The 16,922-nt window shown below is 56.7% G+C and carries 11 protein-coding genes and 1 tRNA gene; 5 read left to right on the plus strand and 7 right to left on the minus strand.

The window, feature by feature from the left end:
- The first annotated feature begins 4 nt into the window (after positions 1 to 4).
- Positions 5 to 1,354 (plus strand): NurA domain-containing protein, encoded by a 1,350-nt coding sequence (locus tag F6V30_RS05300; protein ID WP_151155614.1) that lies wholly within the window; start codon positions 5 to 7, stop codon positions 1,352 to 1,354.
- Between the two features lie 137 nt (positions 1,355 to 1,491).
- Here F6V30_RS05300 and F6V30_RS05305 read toward each other — a convergent pair whose 3' ends face one another.
- Together F6V30_RS05305 and F6V30_RS05310 are read right to left on the minus strand one after the other, a co-directional pair.
- On the minus strand, positions 1,492 to 3,198 hold the full coding sequence (locus tag F6V30_RS05305; protein WP_151155616.1) for a B12-binding domain-containing radical SAM protein: 1,707 nt from the start codon (positions 3,196 to 3,198) through the stop codon (positions 1,492 to 1,494).
- A 1-nt stretch (position 3,199) separates the two neighbouring features.
- A complete protein-coding gene (locus tag F6V30_RS05310; RefSeq protein WP_246163222.1) occupies positions 3,200 to 4,225 on the minus strand; it encodes a CapA family protein in 1,026 nt (341 codons plus the stop codon).
- 79 nt (positions 4,226 to 4,304) lie between these two features.
- On the opposite strand from F6V30_RS05310, the gene serS reads away from it, so the two are divergent.
- Both serS and F6V30_RS05320 read left to right on the plus strand, forming a co-directional pair.
- The gene (gene serS, locus F6V30_RS05315) at positions 4,305 to 5,573 is read left to right on the plus strand and encodes a serine--tRNA ligase (RefSeq protein WP_151155618.1); all 1,269 of its coding nucleotides are present in this window, start codon (positions 4,305 to 4,307) and stop codon (positions 5,571 to 5,573) included.
- A 53-nt stretch (positions 5,574 to 5,626) separates the two neighbouring features.
- A tRNA-Ser gene (locus F6V30_RS05320) sits at positions 5,627 to 5,714 on the plus strand.
- 102 nt (positions 5,715 to 5,816) lie between these two features.
- On the opposite strand, the gene F6V30_RS05325 is transcribed toward F6V30_RS05320, so the two are convergent.
- The 3 genes from F6V30_RS05325 to F6V30_RS05335 form a co-directional block, all read right to left on the minus strand.
- Complete coding sequence (locus F6V30_RS05325; protein WP_151155620.1) at positions 5,817 to 7,037, minus strand: MFS transporter; 1,221 nt, start codon at positions 7,035 to 7,037, stop codon at positions 5,817 to 5,819.
- A 61-nt stretch (positions 7,038 to 7,098) separates the two neighbouring features.
- Positions 7,099 to 8,880: a flavocytochrome c gene (locus tag F6V30_RS05330; protein WP_151155622.1), complete on the minus strand. Its 1,782-nt coding sequence runs from the start codon at positions 8,878 to 8,880 to the stop codon at positions 7,099 to 7,101.
- Positions 8,881 to 9,272: 392 nt separating this feature from the next.
- Positions 9,273 to 10,559 (minus strand): porin, encoded by a 1,287-nt coding sequence (locus tag F6V30_RS05335; protein WP_151155624.1) that lies wholly within the window; start codon positions 10,557 to 10,559, stop codon positions 9,273 to 9,275.
- 528 nt (positions 10,560 to 11,087) lie between these two features.
- Between F6V30_RS05335 and F6V30_RS05340 the strand changes: the two genes are divergently transcribed.
- Positions 11,088 to 12,803 carry a transporter substrate-binding domain-containing protein gene (locus tag F6V30_RS05340; protein WP_476739153.1) on the plus strand — a complete coding sequence of 572 codons (1,716 nt, stop codon included), beginning with the start codon at positions 11,088 to 11,090 and terminating at the stop codon, positions 12,801 to 12,803.
- Positions 12,800 to 14,212, plus strand: a complete 1,413-nt coding sequence (locus F6V30_RS05345) for a sigma-54-dependent transcriptional regulator (RefSeq protein WP_151155628.1) — start codon at positions 12,800 to 12,802, stop codon at positions 14,210 to 14,212. The genes F6V30_RS05340 and F6V30_RS05345 overlap by 4 nt, the downstream gene beginning before the upstream one ends.
- A gap of 152 nt (positions 14,213 to 14,364) precedes the next feature.
- On the opposite strand, the gene F6V30_RS05350 is transcribed toward F6V30_RS05345, so the two are convergent.
- A complete protein-coding gene (locus F6V30_RS05350; protein ID WP_151155631.1) occupies positions 14,365 to 14,961 on the minus strand; it encodes a TetR/AcrR family transcriptional regulator in 597 nt (198 codons plus the stop codon).
- Positions 14,962 to 15,109: 148 nt separating this feature from the next.
- Positions 15,110 to 16,672 (minus strand): acetyl-CoA hydrolase/transferase C-terminal domain-containing protein, encoded by a 1,563-nt coding sequence (locus tag F6V30_RS05355; protein ID WP_151155633.1) that lies wholly within the window; start codon positions 16,670 to 16,672, stop codon positions 15,110 to 15,112.
- Positions 16,673 to 16,922: the final 250 nt, after the last annotated feature.

The raw sequence follows: 16,922 nt of genomic DNA on the forward strand, positions 1-16,922 counted from the left end.
TTCAATGTCATACTCAGCAGGTCGCCGACCTTACGAGGCAGCGAGCAAGGCTTCCCACCACCACATTATTAATGATTCAGCCGTTCAATCTCTGATGGGGCGAATCTATATGCCACGTCGGGACGATGCAATAAATCCTCTGGATATTTGTTGTGACTACTTGCCACCTCAAACCAATCCTGTAGAGGCCGTTATTGCTGTTGATGGTGGCTATACAGAAGTTGTTGTTGAACAAAAGTATCCTTCAAGGCTTATTCACTTCCTTCAGTTCGGGGCATTGATGTTCAAGACTGACGATCTGAGAACTTTGGAAAGAGCGCCTTTTATTGCACCTGAAGACATGAGCAAACTAAAAAATATTCAGCGACTCAAATTAGCACTTCCAACAAAGGGTATTCGGCTTGATGAAGAAATAACTCTCAAGGGATCAATTCTCAAAACAATTTATGAGTTTTTTCGAGATAACAACCTCGCTGAAGCTCAAAGTCTTCTTGATACATTGGCTTGGTTTATTTTCAGACGGTATAAGGGCGGGCAAAGGCAAGATGAAGATAAAAAATGGGTCTTAGCTACTAATCCGTTAAGTCCAACAGGTGAAAGGGTTACTTTGATTGAGTCTCAGATGGACTCCGATTACACCTTCCCATGTCCTGAAACGGGTGGACGTATCTTTCTGACGGATGTTTTCCGGTTACATGAAGTCATCGACGAGGAAACAGGGGCGGGTGGTATCCTGGGTTATCTGGTTAATGCAATCGAGCATCTGATTATTGTTCATCTTGTGCGAAACCTGCTATTACGCCAGCCGGATGTGTTGCAGAAGGTGTTTTTTATTAAAGATGGGCCAACTGGCTTATTTGGTCAGACAGCAAGACTCCACGAACCCATGAGAGATCTTGTAACTTGGCTTCTTGACAGTCATAATATCTATCTTGCAGGTTTTGAAAAAAGCGGTGCATTCGTTGAGCATGCACAAGCCATCCAGCAAATAATCCCTTCGGGTAAAGTAATCATACTGACAGACGATTATATTTACCGCCATATTTTACCTGGAAATCCTGATCCTACAGATCCCCCTTATGCTTCAACATCAAATTATGGCCATAAGGTCATTTTTAAAACTCCTGCTGGTCAAATGCATGTTGTCTCTATCCCTGTCAAGGAATTGAAAAAACAGCCGTCTGTTAATGACATTCCAAACTTACAAGCCATTTTGGCAAACGTAGAGTTGTTACATTGCGACATGTACGATTCAGCCCTTTTCCCTGTTGCACTTGTCAATAAGCTTGTTAGTCTTTCTGCATATCCGAGTCAGAGAATACTTCAAAAGTTCGCTACAAGCTCAATTGGATGATTAATCTCTGAGGGTGCAATTCCCCGCCTCTTGGGGCGATTGATGCACCCGATAAGGTTATTGATACCCCGCTGCTTGCGGCGGGGTGATTTATTTTTCAGGTCAAGTAGACACTCTGACCTTCCCCCTGTGGCAAACTACACCACCAGCACCCGCAGCCCCCGCCCCGTCCCGGAGGCGTACACGAAGGTAATCCCCACCGCCCCGTTCTTCCACTCCTCGCAACGATAATCCCTTAAAAACGTACAGCGGAAGGCCTTTACCCGGCTGTCCGCCGGCAGGTCCGGGGGATTGGGCAGGTCGCGCAGGGCCGGCCAGGTGCAGTCCGCCTGGCGTTCGGCGGCAAAGGAGGGGAGCTTGCCCATGAGCGGCATCTCGTGGCGGCAATAGTCGAAGAAGAGCGCGTCGTGCAGCAGACGCCGCGTTGCGTCGTCTACCAGCGGCTCCGCCAGACGGGCGAACAGTTCGTACACGCGCCGGGTGGAGAGGCCGGAGAGGTTGTCGTTGCCCGCCTGCCGCGCCAGGCGGTCGAAGAGGGAGGCGGTGTCGATGGTGCGCCGCAAGAGCGCCAGCGTCGCGGTAAAGCCGTCGTGGTTGTAAAACAGGTCCAGCAGGCGCCCGATGGTTTCGATGCGGCTGATGTCGGCAAAGGCGAGCCACGGGTTGCGCAGGATCGTGTAGGGGGGGAACCCGGAAAAATGGTAGTCGTCCCGGCTGGCGATCTCCCGCATGGCAGAGCCCTTGAGCACCTTGAGCGGTTCGATCTGGATCATGTGCGGGTTCAGGTCGGCCACGGCGCGCAGGGAGGCGAGAAAGCCGGTGAAGTCCTCGCCCGGCAGCCCGGCGATCAGGTCCAGGTGCAGTTCGATGTTGGTCTCGGCCCGCAGGCGGCGGACGGCGTCGAAGATGCGGCCCAGGTCCGTTTTGCGGCCGACCCGCAGCAGGGTGGTTTCCGAGGCCGACTGGACGCCGATCTCGAAGCGGAACGTGTCGGGGGGGACGCGCTTCAGCAGGTCCAGGTTCGCATCGGTCAACAGGTCGGCGGAGATCTCGAAATGGAAGTGGCTGCCCCGGTTGTGCTCCAGGATGAATTCCCAGATCCGGTTGGCCCGCTGGGCGTCGAAGTTGAAGGTGCGGTCCACCAGCTTGATATTGGCCACCTTGTGCCCCATGAGGAGGGTCAGGTCGCTTTTGATGCGTTCCGGGCCAAAGGAACGGACGTGCCCCTCGGCGGCCGAGAGGCAGAAGGCGCAGGCAAAGGGGCAGCCGCGGGAGGTCTCGTAGTAGATCAGCGGTTTCTTCAGGTCCACCAGTCCCGCCTCGAAGGGGGAGGGGACCGTGTCCAGCTCCAGAAAATGTTTGCCGAGCGGGCCGGAGGTGATGTCGTCGCCGTCGCGGAAATACAGGTTGTCGATCTCCCCCAGGGAACGCTCCAGGAGATTGCTGCCGCCGTGCTCCATGAGGGTTGTGGTCAGCTGGTGGAAGACCCGCTCCCCCTCGCCCTTGACCACGAAGTCCACGGCCGGATTGTCGTGCATCAACTCGAAGATGTTGAAGGATGCCTCCGGGCCGCCCAGGACGATGCGCGTATCCGGTGCGATCTTTTTGATGTCGGAGGCGATACGCAGGGTCTTTTCGATATTCCAGATGTAGCAGGAAAAGGCCACCATGTCCGCCTGTTCGGACATGATATGGCGCAAGAGCTGTTCGCGCGGCTCGTTGGTGGTCCACTCCCGGATGACGACCGCTACGCCGGGGATGGTGCGGCAGTATGCCGCCAGACAGGGGAGCGCCAGGGAGGCGTGGGAGTATTTGGCGTGGAGCGTGGTAAAGAGGATTTTCATGTCAGAAACTCACAAAGTATGACTTGTCGTGGGATTTGATCTCTGTTGTAAGCGCTTTCGACAGGGAATTCAATCGTTCTATGACGCTTGCGGCCGGTTTCCCCGACAACAGCCGGGGCTGAAACCCTACCCGTCGGTAGAGTACGTCCAGCGGCAGTATTTCCGCCTCGCGCCGCGTGTCGTCCAGGCGCAGGCGGATGATGACGCTCTGGTCGGCTGTCCTGCTCGTGCTGGCAAAGGTGAAGTTGCCCAGGCTGTAGAAGATGATGCCCTTTTCGTAACGCTCGATGCCCTGCAGCACATGGGGGTGGTGCCCGATGATCACGTCCGCGCCCGCGTCGATGGCCTTGTGGGCGATGCTGCGTTGAAAGGGGGTCGGCGTGGCCTGCCCCTCCTTGCCCCAATGGAAGGAGACGATCACGTAATCCGCCTCCCTGCGCGCCTTGGCAATATCGGGGGTAAAGATGGTGTCGTAGCCCGGTGCGGTTCCGGGGCGCTGCCGGGCGGCGAAAAACTCCACCGGCTGGGTCAGGGAATAGCCCAGAAAGGCGATCTTTTTCCCCTTGACGGTAAAGAGCGCCATCCTGCGCGCCTCGGCCAGGTTCTCGCCGGCGCCGATCCAGGTGATGTCGGCCGTCTCCAGGTTGGCCATGGTCTCGGTCAAAGCCGCGGCGCCGAAATCCATGCTGTGGTTGTTCGCCAGGGTGACCAGGTTGAAGCCCGCCGTGCGCACGGCCCTGGCCACCTCCGGCTCGGCCCGGAAGCGGAATTTTTTGGTGGTGAATTCTCTCCCCCGGTTCGCGATGGGGGATTCCAGGTTTGCCAGGTTGATGTCGCTCCCGGCCAGGGCCGCCGTCACCCCGCCAAAGGGGTGGTCGTACCCCTTGCTCTTCAGGAACGGTGCCCACCGGCCGGCCAGCATGATGTCGCCGACCGCGCCGATGACGATCTCCTGGCCATGGACGCACAGCGGCATGGCGACGAGCAGGATTGCGGTTAGTATGGCGAGGGCTGATATCCGTTTCATGGGGCTCTTTTACATTGACGTAGGGCGATGCAGGTGCTAAAAAATACACTTTTAATCCCTAAAAATAAAGGTGTTTCAGATGCTTGACATGAAATTTATCCGTGAAAACCTGGACGAGGCCGAACGCCGTCTGGCTACCCGCGGGGGCGCTCCCTACCTGGAACGGTTCCGTAACCTGGATGAGCGGCGCCTCGCGCTGCTTCGGGAGGGCGAATCGCTCAAGGCCGTCAAGAATAGCGTCTCCGAGGAGATCGGCAAGGTCAAGGACAAGAGCCTGGTTCAGGACAAGATCCTGGAGATGCGCGAGGTGTCCGGCAGGATCAAGGCGCTGGACGAGGAACTCAAACAGGTGGATGACGAGTTGACCGGCGTCCTCATGACCGTGCCCAACCTGCCCGACCCCACAACGCCGCTGGGGAGATCGGAAAACGACAACGTGGTGGTCAGGAACTGGGGCGAGCCGAAGCCGCTCGATTTCCCGGCCAAGCCCCATTGGGAGATCGGCGAGGGACTGGGCATCTTGGATTTCGAACGGGCCGCCAAGATCACCGGCGCGCGCTTCACCCTCTACCGGGGCGCCGGGGCGCGCCTGGAACGCGCCCTGACCAGCTTCATGCTCGACCTGCATACGGAACAGCACGGTTATACGGAGGTGCTGCCCCCCTTCATGGTCAACCGCGACTCCATGACCGCCACCGGCCAGCTGCCCAAGTTCGAGGAAGACCTGTTCAAGCTGGCGGACCCGGAATACTTCCTCATCCCCACGGCCGAGGTGCCGGTGACCAATATCCACCGGGGCGAGATCCTCAAGCGTTCCGACCTGCCGATCTGCTACACCGCCTATACCCCCTGTTTCCGGCGCGAGGCCGGTTCCTACGGCAAGGATACCCGCGGACTGATCCGGCAGCACCAGTTCAACAAGGTGGAGCTGGTCAAGTTCACCCACCCCTCCGAGTCGGCGACCGAGTTGGAAAAGCTGACGGCCAACGCGGAAAAGGTCCTGCAACTGCTGGAACTCCCCTACCGGGTGATGGCCCTGTGCAGCGGCGACATCGGCTTTTCCGCCGCCAAGACCTATGACCTGGAGGTCTGGCTGCCGGGGCAGAGCTGCTACCGCGAGATCTCCTCATGCAGCACCTTCGGCGATTTCCAGGCGCGGCGGGCCGGTATCCGTTTCCGCGAGGACGAAAAGGCCAAGCCGGAGTTCGTCCACACCTTGAACGGCTCGGGCCTGGCCGTAGGCCGGACCGTGGTGGCCGTGCTGGAGAACTACCAGCAGGCGGACGGCTCGGTGCTCGTCCCTGCCGTGCTGCGCCCCTACATGGGGGGGCTGGAGCGGATCGCCTGATACCCTTTGAATTTCGGGGGAGAGTATGCTATAGAAATTGAACTTGAGTGTCTGGAAGGGTGGCCGAGTGGTTTAAGGCAGCGGTCTTGAAAACCGCCGAGGTGCAAGCCTCCGTGAGTTCGAATCTCACCCTTTCCGCCATAACCATTTAAAACCATTTGGTTTTTAAAAAGGGGTCGTGAGCCGCAGCTCATGACCCCTATTTGTTACTGCCGCAGCTGTTGACGTGAAGAGGTGGCTCGCTTAGACCATCCGACTGATGGGGCGGGCCATGACAAGTACGGCGGTAAGACAAATGGTCGAGCAGACGGAGAGTGCCCTGGCAGCACCTACGGTCGTGGTCAGCAAGCCCATCAGGAAATGACCAAAGGGGGCCATGCCGATCAGCACGAGGGTATATATCCCCATGACCCGGCCGCGCAGGACGTCGGGACAGCGCCGCTGCAGCAGGCAACTGGTCAGTGCAAGCAGGAGGACGATCCCGGCGCCGATAAAGAGCAGCGCCAGCATGGAGGCGAAGTAGGCCTGCGAGCGTGCGAAGACCAGCAAGCAGACCGCAAATACCAGACCTGCAGCCACCAACAGTCGGCCCTTATGCGGCAATTCGCCTCGCAGGGCGATCACAACTGCTGCTGCCAGGGCGCCGGCGCCAGAGGAAGACCCTAGCATACCCAATCCTTGCGGACCGACGTGCAAGATACCATCGGCAAAAAACGGGAGCAACGGGACAAAGGGTATACCGAAAACGCTGAGTATCGCCACTAGGACAATGATTCGGGCAATGTCTTTTTCGGCGGCAACATAGCGCAGTCCGTCGTACAATTCATCCCGGTAGCTGTTGCGGGTTCCCTTCGCCTTTGCTGGTGGCGTGCCGGCGGCATGTTCCATGGCCAACAACGTGCCGATGCCAACCATAAAGCTGGCTGCATTCAGGTAAAAACATGTGGCGGTGCCCCAAGCGGCAATGATGCTTCCGGCCAGCAACGGCCCCATGATGCGGGTTGCGTTGAAAACAACGGCGTTTAGGGAAAGGGCGCTCAACAGGCATTCCGGTTGGACCAGCCTGCCCCACAGAGCCTGACGGGCCGGCAGGTCAAAAGCGTTGACCGTTCCCGTAATCAGGGACAGAACCACGATCCAGGGAGCCGTGATCATTCCGTTTTGAGTCAGGAGACCCAACAATAGTGCCGGCAGCAACGCCACTGCTTGCGTGATGATCAAAAGCCGCCGCCGGTCGCCGCGGTCCGCCTGTGCCCCTCCCATGAGAGCCAACAGGGAAACGGGCGCAGTCAAGGCTACCGCCGAAAGCGCCAGCCAGAAGGGGGAGTGCGTCAGGCTGTAGATTAACCAGCCCTGGGCAACCGACTGCATCCAGGTGCCGGAAAGCGAGACCAGTTGCCCTCCCAGATAGAGGCGTACGTTACGTTCTTCCAGTATGGTGAGGCATGCTGGACGGCCCATCATGGTCCCCCTGCGATGGTTGCGACGGGGCGGAGTATCCGCCCCGTCGCCTTTTAAAACGTGTCTACTTCTTTTCTATGGCTTGTTTGGCTGCATTTACACCGGCAATGCGCCCAAAGGTGATGGTTTGGGAAATGGAGTTGCCGCCCAGACGGTTCGCACCATGCACCCCGCCGGTTCCCTCACCCGCTGCATAGAAACCGGGAATCGGCGTGCCGTTTTTGGCAATGACCTGGGCAGCGGCATTGACCTTAAGCCCCCCCATGGTGTAGTGCACGCCCGGCTTGACCTCAATGGCATAGTATTTGGCGGTTCGCAACGGACGGGGGATGTCGGGACGCTTGAAGTCCGGATCGTTTTTCCCGTCGTAAGCCTTGTTGTAGGCCGCCACTGTTGCATCCAGGGCATCCGCCGGAACCTTGATGGCAGTGGCAAGTTCCTGGATGGTGGCGCTTTCCTTCACCAGTTGCAGGTGAAAATAGCCGTCGATCTGCTTGAGGCTCTTGCGGATACCTTCATCGAACACCAGGAACGCCGATTTGCCATTCTGGGCCAGAATAGCGGCCGATGCCTTGTCGCGGGTCGTCAGTTCGTTAACGAAACGCTTCCCGTCGTGATTTACCAAAATGGCGCCATTGCCGCGCACCGCTTCGGTGATCAGGATCCGGCTGCCGGCCGCAACGGTCGGGTGAATCTGGATCTCCTTCATGTCCTTCAACTCGCCGCCGGCGCCGACACCCAGGTCAATGCCGTCGCCCGTTGCGCCGGGTTGATTTGATGTGGTCATCCCTTTATAATCGGGCCGATAATAAGCCACTTTCTCGGGATTGGCGGAGAAACCACCGGTGGTCAGCACCACCGACTTGGCCTTGATGGTATAGAGACCGCTGTGTTTGCCTTCCACCTGAACCGCGACAACTCGCCCCTGTTTGTCCTCAATTAGCTTGACTGCCTTGCTGTTGACCCGAATGTCGATATTGCGATAGGCGGCGTTCCTGCGCAGAACGTCTATTACGTGTGCTCCTACCGCTGATCCGCCGTTGGGGCGATGAGTACGTGCGACGCTGGCGCCCCCCATCCTGCCCACGTCACTCATGTCTGCGCCGATGGAGGATAGCCAGTCGACAGAGGCGGCCGAGTTTGTTGCCAGTATCCTTGCCAACTCGGGATCGTTAATGTTGTGGCCGCCCTTCATGGTGTCCTGATACATGAGCTCCACGGAGTCGGCAATCCCCTTGGCCTTCTGAAAAGACGTCCCGGCGGCATTCATTCCGCCAGCGGCCAGCATGCTGTTCCCGCCCGTGATCGGTTGCTTTTCGAGTACCACGACCTTTGCTCCGGCGTCATGGGCAGTAATAGCGGCTGTCAAGCCGGTAGCTCCCGCACCAATAATGATGACATCAGCCTGCTCGGCCTGGCGGTTGCCGGCTTTTCCTTTTTCCGCGGCCGGTGGCAGTTTTTGCCAAGGTTGTCCCCCGCCAGCGGGTATCTTCATATCGTAGGTATGGCAGTTAAGGCAATAGGCCCACGATGAAGCATGCCCGTGATGACAGGTGGTACAATTGATTTCGCCCAGATGAGACTTGTGCGGATTGATGTGCTCCTTGGTATGCGTCGCCATTTCGGCAAGTGAGCCGTGGCAGGCGGTACAGTTCTTGTTGACGGTTGTTTCGTTGTCATCGACCGTAATCTTCTTGTCGTTTCCATGGCACGCCGCACATTTGAATTCCTTTTTCGCATGCAGGTCGGCAAGCATACCATCGCCGGTGGCGGCCCACACCATAGGTGTCAGTACGACCAATGCTGGGAAAAATAGCAACGGCACACTCCGTTTGAAACGTTTCATAATGTTTCTCCTTAACCATTTGTTGAGTTCGCCATAAGGCTCATGTTCAATAATGCGTGTCATCAGTTCCGTCGCGGCGTGGCAAGCGGATTACCCTGACGTGCAGAGCGAAGTCCTTGTCGTATTTGCGGGCGGCCGCCAAGATGATCGGACCCCCGGCTGTTTTGAGCTGATGCCGGCCGCCTTCGTGGCCCTTGTGATTGATACCCGGTCGTCGATCTTCTCCAGAAGGCTGATCGGGTAAACGTCCTGTCCGCCCTGTGCTTACCACGACCGCGCCTGCGGCAGACTCGGAATTGGTCAAAATTATTTAGGAAATGTCACCCCTGTAGAGTACATGACACGCTGCCCGACGTGGCGCAGCGTGTCATGTACTCTTCCTGTGGGCCTGATTAGAACTGCATCTGGACCTGGAAACGCACCTGCTGATCGTCGGTGGCGTTTTTGCCGCTCGTGGAGGCGATGGCGGCCTGCTTGTGGATATTGGTGTAATCGGCCTGGATCTTCAGATTTTGTTTGTTGATGTACCACGACACCGCGCCGGTGTTCTCCACCCAGTGGTCGTTGGTCACATCCCGGTTCGGGTCAATGTATGAATAGCGGTAGGCCAACTCGACCGTCTTGGGAATCACAAAATAGCCGGCCTGGGCGTAGAAGCCATCGGCGCGCAGTCTGTTCTTGGAGGTCTGGCCATCGGCTTCTGCGAAAAAGTATTCCCCGGTGGCCGAAAAACCACGCCATTTGAAGACCGCATCCGCGCCGGCCGTGTTGAAGTCGAGCGGTTCGCCGGCGCTGAATTTCTTTGTCATGAGGCTGCTGCCGAGCCCATACCAACTGGTGCTCTTGGCAAAGAAGAGGTTGTTGGTTTCGCCGTTGTAGATAGTGTCCCGGAAGAAGTTGGCGCCGAAGGATACGAGCGGGTTCACGCTGTATTCCACGTCGGATTCGGAGTATTTCACGTCGCCCAGGGGGTTGACGGCGAGCCGGGCGGCAAAGGAGTTATCCGTGGTGGTGCGGTAGGTGTTCTGCCCCACCCCGCCATAACCGCCGATGTTGTAGTTGACCAGGCCGCCGGCAATCTTGCCGTGGATCATCACCCCGGTGTCATATCCCGGGACAAAGGCGCTCGTTACCGCCGACGTATCGACGAACTGCTGGGCATCGGAAGATGTGATCCACTGCCGGCCGAACTGGACCTTGTCCTGGCCGAAACGGAGCTGGATCTCGTCGCGCAGGCGGTAGTTCAGCCAGGCAAACTCCAGTAGGCCGCCATTGTTGGTGGTGCCGCCGGCGATGTTGGCGAAATTCAGTTGCATCTTGTAGGTCAGGTCAGGGGAATAGGCATAGCCATTGAAGTGGAGCTTGATGCGTTTCAGTTCGAATTTGCTGTAGTCCTGTGCCCGTTTGGCGGCGGTGTTGTTAACATCGTCCAGATCCATCAGGGTGTAGCGGAGCTGATACACACCCCCAATGGAAGTGCTGAACTTCCCGTCGGCCGAGGTGAAGGTGAACCCATCACCCAGCTTGTATTTAATCGGGCTGCTCTTCTGAATATTTTTGTAATCATCCTCGGTGATGACACCCTTCTCCTTCAGCACGTCCTCAAGGCTCTTCGCCGAAACAGGGCCGGCCTGGGCCGCGATCAGGGCCACCCCCAGCAAAACGCCCAACCTTTTCATACCAACCTCCTTGTGTTTGATGAGCCTGATAGCCCACGTTTGTATTTGCCCTGTATGAGCATCGAGTGTGCCAAAGCCGTTAAAACGAATAAATGGCTAATATTATTAGTAAAAACAGGGTGTATCGAGTTTTGCCTCTATAACGTGTTGCTATAGCCTGTGTAAAAGAATATTGATTTTACTTAATTATTTCTATAGTTTGAGTTTGTTATAATTAAAGATTATATTTATAACATTACGTTATACCTGTTCAGTTAGACCGATCTCATGGCAAAATCGGCTCTCATGATTTGTCGCCCCTTTGCCAATGCACTGCGAACTTTTCAATATGGGTGTTTGTTCGAGCTCTACTCCGTTATTCGAGCACGATCTCCTGCTACGGATTCACTGGTGATATGACGACAAGGCAAAGTATGCGTGGAGGGGATTGCTATTGTGGCACGGGATGGGACTATGCGTCTTCATGACTTGATTTTATATCGAACGGGAATGTGCCCCTTCGTGGAAAGGTTTTTCCACCTTTTCATTATGGTTTCGTTCTCCATTGCGATCATTGCCGGCGAGGCCGAGGCAGACGGCCTCTCGGCGCCCAATGGACACCAGGCTATTATCGTCGGTGGCGACCGGGATTACCCCCCGTATGAATTTATTGACAAGAATGGCCAACCGGCAGGGTTTAACGTTGATCTTACCAAGGCCATTGCCGATGTTATGGGGATGAAAGTAGCGTTTAGGCTCGGCGGATGGTCAGAGATGCGCTCCGCTCTGCAGAGTGGTCAGGTAGACGTTCTGGAGGGGACGTCATATTCGGAAGAACGAGCCAAAGAGGTCGATTTTTCTCTGCCTTATGCCATGATCAACCACGCAGTATTTGCCCGTCGTGATTCACCACGAGTAAACTCACTCGCTGAACTGGCTGGGAGGTCGGTTGCCGTCATCCGGGGCGGGATCATGCACGACCTGTTGGAGCGGGAAGGATTTAACGGCCGGCTTCAACTCACACCAACTCCCGCCGATGCCCTGCGTTTTTTGGCAGCAGGGACTACCGACTATGCCATCGTCGCCATCGTGCCGGGCATGTACATTATCCGCGAATCGAAACTGTCCAATCTCGTTCCGGCGGTGCGTAATGTGGCAACGCAACGTTTCTGCTATGCCGCTAAAAAAGGAAATGATGAACTGCTGTCCCGGTTCAACGAGGGCTTGGCCATCCTTAGGAAGACTGGCCAGTATGATTTGATTTACAATAAATGGCTCGGCGTGATGGAGCCGGAGCATGTCGATTGGCGGACCATTTCCAAATATGTGGCACTAGTCGTTGTCCCGCTGGTAGCGTTGCTGGGAGGGTTTGCCCTTTGGTCGCGAACGCTGCACCGGCAGGTTGCCGTGCGTACTGCCGATCTGACGCGGGAGATTGCCGAGCGGAAACATGCCGAGGAAGAGTTGCGCATTAATCAGCAACAGCTTGTCCAGGCCGATAAGTTGGCCGCACTGGGAGTCCTTGTTTCGGGAGTAGCCCACGAGATTAACAATCCGACCGGCTTGATCCTGCTCGACGTTCCAATCCTGAAACGAGCAAACAGCGATACGGAGCGCATCCTTGAAGGGTATTACGCGGCGCATGGCGATTTCACCATCGGCGGACTTCCTTATTCCGAAATGCGCGATGAGATCCCAAAAATTCTGGACGCGATGCAGGATGGAGCAAAACGTATCAAGCGGATAGTTAGTGATTTGACTGATTTCGCCCGGCGGGATGATGTGGCCGACAAAGTGCGCATCGATTTTAATATGGTTGTTCAAACGGCGCTACGGCTCGTTGACCCGACGATCCGCAAGTCGACGAACCGTCTGCATGTCGATTATACTGAAGAGATGCCGTCGATATTGGGCAACAGCCAGCGGATCGAACAAGTGGTTGTCAACCTGATTCTCAACGCCTGTCAGGCCCTGCCGGATGCGGACAGGGGGATTTCGATCACTACCCGGTACAACCATGCGACCATGAGTGCCATCCTTATGGTCCGTGACGAAGGTGTCGGTATAGCCCCGGAAAATTTGCCACGCCTGACGGATCCCTTTTTTACCACCAAGCGGGAGAGCGGTGGAACGGGACTCGGTTTGTCGGTATCCGACGGTATCATCAAAGAGCATGGCGGCCATCTTAACTTTGAATCAACCATTGGCTCCGGCACCACCGTGACCCTGTCGATACCCGTAATTGAAGAGGAGCAGATGACGTGACCCAGCAAAACTATCCCGCCTTTGGTGTTCTCCTGGTCGATGATGAGCCTGCTTGGCTTAAATCTCTTTCCCTTGTCCTGCGGAGTTGCGCAGGGCTCAACAATGTCCGCACCTGTCAGGATAGCCGGGAAGTCCTGGGGCTGCTTGCTCGGGGGGACATAGGTCTTGTCATTCTCGACCTCACCATGCCGCATCTGTCCGGGCAAGAACTCCTCGAACAGATCAGTGAACGGCACCCCGAGGTTACCACCATCGTTGTTAGTGGCCTCAACCAGCTGGAAACCGCGGTTCGTTGCATGAAACTTGGTGCGTTCGAATATTTTATCAAAACCGATGAGGAAGACAGGATCGTGGGGGGAGTACTGCGGGCCGTCCGGATGAAGGAGATGCAACGTGATTACCTGGAGGTTTCGACCCGCCTGGTATCCGGTGAATTGTGTCATCCGGAAGCATTCGCCTCCATCGGCACCAGAAATCGGGCAATGTTGAACGTCTTTACCTATGTGGAGGCGGTGGCGAAAAGCCCGCAGCCGTTGCTGATCACCGGTGAGAGCGGCGTGGGCAAGGAGCTTATAGCGCAGGCTGCCCATCGGTTGAGCGGTTGTTGCGGCAAGTTGGTGACGGTTAATGTTGCCGGTCTTGACGACGCAGTCTTTGCCGATACCCTCTTTGGTCACGTCCGCGGTGCTTTCACGGGTGCCGATCAGCTCAGGCGCGGAATGGTCGAGGAGGCAGCCGATGGCACACTCTTCCTCGATGAAATTGGCGACTTGAGAATCGCTTCTCAGATCAAATTGCTGCGCCTGCTGCAAGAGGGTGAATTTTTCCCCCTCGGCAGCGACCAACCCAAGTGTCTCAAAGCGCGCATCATAGTGGCCACCCACCAGAATCTCGTGGAAAAGGAAGCGGCGGGAACGTTTCGCCGTGATCTCTTCTACCGCCTCCGTACCCATAAAGTGTATGTGCCCTCATTGCGGGAACGGCCGGATGACATCCCCCTGCTGCTAGACCATTTCCTGGGAGAAGCCGCCCAAGTACTGGGAAAAAAGAAACCAACCCCTCCCAGGGAACTGGCTCAGTTTCTGACTACTTATAACTTCCCCGGCAATGTTCGCGAACTGAAGGCAATGGTCTATGATGCCGTTAGTTTGCATCGCGGCCACATGCTTTCTATGGACTCATTTATCAATGCCGTCGGACAATCCCAACCTGCTAATGAAGAAACGGCCTCCCGACCCAAGCAGAACCCGTTTGCCGGTTTTGTCGACCTTCCCACATTCAGCGATGCGGCTGGCTTTCTTGTTGCCGAAGCCATGCATCGGGCTAATGGTAATCAGACCATGGCGGCGCGTCTCCTCGGTATATCCCAACCGGCCCTGAACCGCCGGCTGAAGATGTTGCGGGACTGAACCGCCGGGCCCTTGTCAGTAACCGATGCAGATGTATTTTACTTCGGTACTGACCGCGCAGTAAGGCGGTTTGCTGAATATGATTGTTGCGCTAGGACTTTTATGATTCGGCAGGTGCGTCCGTTATACCGAGATGGCCGACAGGGGAGTTTTTACGGAGCGGCAATAATTCCCTGGGTAAAGATGGCCGCATACTGGCTGACCAACTGCTCATCCTGAGCGGGTGAATGATTGGTCAGGGACTCGGTGGCCAGGGTGCTGAGGAAAAAATAATTGATCATGCCGGCAAGGGCAAGTGCGGCGTTCACGGCATCGATGCCCGGCCGGAATTGCCCTTGTTGCCTCCCCTCTTCAATCACATCCGCGAGGATTTTTATCACATTGCCGATGGGTGGCGCGACGAGCGTCGCAAAGTAAGCCGTGGGATTGGTGAGCTCGCTGGTGTAGAATCGCAGGAGGTACGGGTTGCTGCGGTGCCGCTGGATGGTCCAGCGAAGGTAGCCCTCTATCACTGCCAGAGGGCTGGCCCCTTGCTGCCGGATATCGCCAATCTGGTCGAAACAGGCAAACTGCTCCTGTAACACCGAACTGTATAAGCCTTCTTTACTGCCAAAGTAGTACGAGATCATGGAAATGCTCGTCCCTGCCGCCCGAGACAATTCCCTGACGCTAACGCCGTGCAAACCGCGCTCTGCAAACAGTCGTGTTCCCACCTCCATCAGTCTGCGGCGGCAATCCGCTTTTACCATGGCAATTCCAATCTGCTCGAGATATGTCGGGCCGGCAGCCCGATCCTGCAGCTACCGGCCCCATGAGGTACGTAACGCGGAATTCCATGGTTTTTCCAGCCCACTCGGCCTTTTTGCCGCGCCATGGGCTTCTGGCGTGTGGCCGGGCTCAGATATCCCAGTTGTCGATCTTCATTGTACCATTTTTTGCCAGATTGACCTGCATCTTGAAAACCCGATCGAGCAGCTGCGGTTCGTGGCCCGTCTTGCGTGCCAGGCACTCTTTCTTTGCCACGTCGAAATATTCCTGGAGCAGCGGTTTGTAGTCCGGATGGGCGCATTTATCGATGATGAGCTGTGCCCGGCTTTTCGGGTCCAGACCGCGCAGGTCGGCCAGGCCCTGCTCCGTCACCAGCACATCCAGGTCGTGCTCCGTATGGTCCACGTGGGGCACGTGGGGCACAACGCAGGTGATACCGGTGGGATCGGTCTTGGTCGGCCTTGCCGACGGCGTGTGCATGATGGAGAGGTAGGCGTTGCGGAGAAAATCGCCGGAACCGCCGATGCCGTTGATCATCCTGGAACCCCCCACGAGGGTGGAGTTCGCATGGGCATAGATGTCGAACTCGACCGGGGTGTTCATGGCAATGCACCCCAGACGGCGGATCGGCTCGGGATGGTTGGCAATGGAGAGGGGACGCATCAGTACCTTGTTGCTGTACTTGTCCCAGTTGTCGTAAAAACGTTTGAAACCGTCGACCGAATAGGAAAGCGAGACCGTCGAGGCGAAATCAAGTTTTCCCGAATCGAAGAGGTCGAGCATGGTGTCCTGCAACACCTCGGTCCAGACGTTCAAGCCGGTGAATGGTCCTTTCGCGAGTCCGCCGATAACCGCATTGGCGATGGAGCCGACCCCCGACTGGAGCGGCAGCAGGTTCTTGGGCAGGCGCCCCATCTTCACCTCGTTGGAGAAGAAGTCGATGATGTGGGCCGCGATGGCCTCCGAGGTCTCGTCCTGTTCGCTGAAGGAACGGCCTTTATCGGGGCGATCCGATTCGATGATGGCCACGATCCGGTCCGTATCCACCCGCACGTACGGGGAACCGGCCCGGTCGTCCACCCGGCTGATGAGATACGGTTGCCGGTGGGGCGGGTTCACCGGCTCGATGATATCGTGCAGCCCTTCAAAGCTCGGTATGGAGGTGTTGATCTCTATGATGATCTTGTCGGCGATCTGCACGATCTCCGGCACGGCGCCGCAGGAGGCGGTCAGCACCAGCCCGCCGTTTTCCGTGATGGCGGAGCACTCGATGATGGCGATATCCAGGCGTCCGCCGTTATCCTTGGTGTAGAAGCCATACCCCAGGTCCTGGGCAAACATGGAGAGATGTTTGTCCCCCATGCGGATGCGCCCTTCATTGATGCCGGCCTGGATATTCTTGCCGGTCTGGTAGGGCCAGCGGCGGTCGATCATGTCGAGGGCGGCCCAGCGGTCCTCCGTCTCGGTGCCGACCGAGGCGCCGATGAACAGGTTGAATTTCAGTTTGCCCTGCAAGCCGTTTTTCTCCACGTGATCTGCCAGGGCGATCGGCACCATCTTGGGGTAGCCGGCGGGGGTAAAGCCGGACCAGCCGATGTTCATGCCGGTTTTGAACAGGGGAATAACATCCTCGACCTTTTTGATCCGGGAGTGGAGATTGGTTTTTCTGATTCTCTTGAGCAATTCTGACATCTTCCTTCATTCTCCTTATGGTGTAATGGTTGCTTTCTGCGGCTCCGTGACGGCCCGTTCCCACAAAGGGGCGCGGACTCGCGTGATATGTCAATGCATCGAACGTTCGTTTGAATACACAATAACAATACGCAGTTTTGTCTGCAAGAGTTATTTTGCCGCACTCGCTCCACCACTGGGTTTGCGGGCCGCTATGCCGCTTTTAAAGAGAGCGGACCGGGTTGTCGCGCGGCCGGCTGGACGACGGTTT

The sequence above is a fragment of the Oryzomonas sagensis genome, from assembly GCF_008802355.1.
Classification (GTDB): Bacteria; Desulfobacterota; Desulfuromonadia; order Geobacterales; family Pseudopelobacteraceae; genus Oryzomonas; species Oryzomonas sagensis.

Excerpts from the sequence above, each read along its gene's own strand:
- F6V30_RS05310 (WP_246163222.1), bottom strand. The coding sequence starts at position 4,225 with ATGAAACGGATATCAGCCCTCGCCATACTAACCGCAATCCTGCTCGTC.
- F6V30_RS05330 (WP_151155622.1), bottom strand. The coding sequence starts at position 8,880 with ATGAAACGTTTCAAACGGAGTGTGCCGTTGCTATTTTTCCCAGCATTG.
- F6V30_RS05300 (WP_151155614.1), top strand. The coding sequence starts at position 5 with ATGTCATACTCAGCAGGTCGCCGACCTTACGAGGCAGCGAGCAAGGCT.
- F6V30_RS05325 (WP_151155620.1), bottom strand. The coding sequence starts at position 7,037 with ATGATGGGCCGTCCAGCATGCCTCACCATACTGGAAGAACGTAACGTA.
- F6V30_RS05350 (WP_151155631.1), bottom strand. The coding sequence starts at position 14,961 with ATGGTAAAAGCGGATTGCCGCCGCAGACTGATGGAGGTGGGAACACGA.
- F6V30_RS05305 (WP_151155616.1), bottom strand. The coding sequence starts at position 3,198 with ATGAAAATCCTCTTTACCACGCTCCACGCCAAATACTCCCACGCCTCC.
- F6V30_RS05335 (WP_151155624.1), bottom strand. The coding sequence starts at position 10,559 with ATGAAAAGGTTGGGCGTTTTGCTGGGGGTGGCCCTGATCGCGGCCCAG.
- F6V30_RS05355 (WP_151155633.1), bottom strand. The coding sequence starts at position 16,672 with ATGTCAGAATTGCTCAAGAGAATCAGAAAAACCAATCTCCACTCCCGG.
- F6V30_RS05340 (WP_476739153.1), top strand. The coding sequence starts at position 11,088 with ATGGTTTCGTTCTCCATTGCGATCATTGCCGGCGAGGCCGAGGCAGAC.
- serS (WP_151155618.1), top strand. The coding sequence starts at position 4,305 with ATGCTTGACATGAAATTTATCCGTGAAAACCTGGACGAGGCCGAACGC.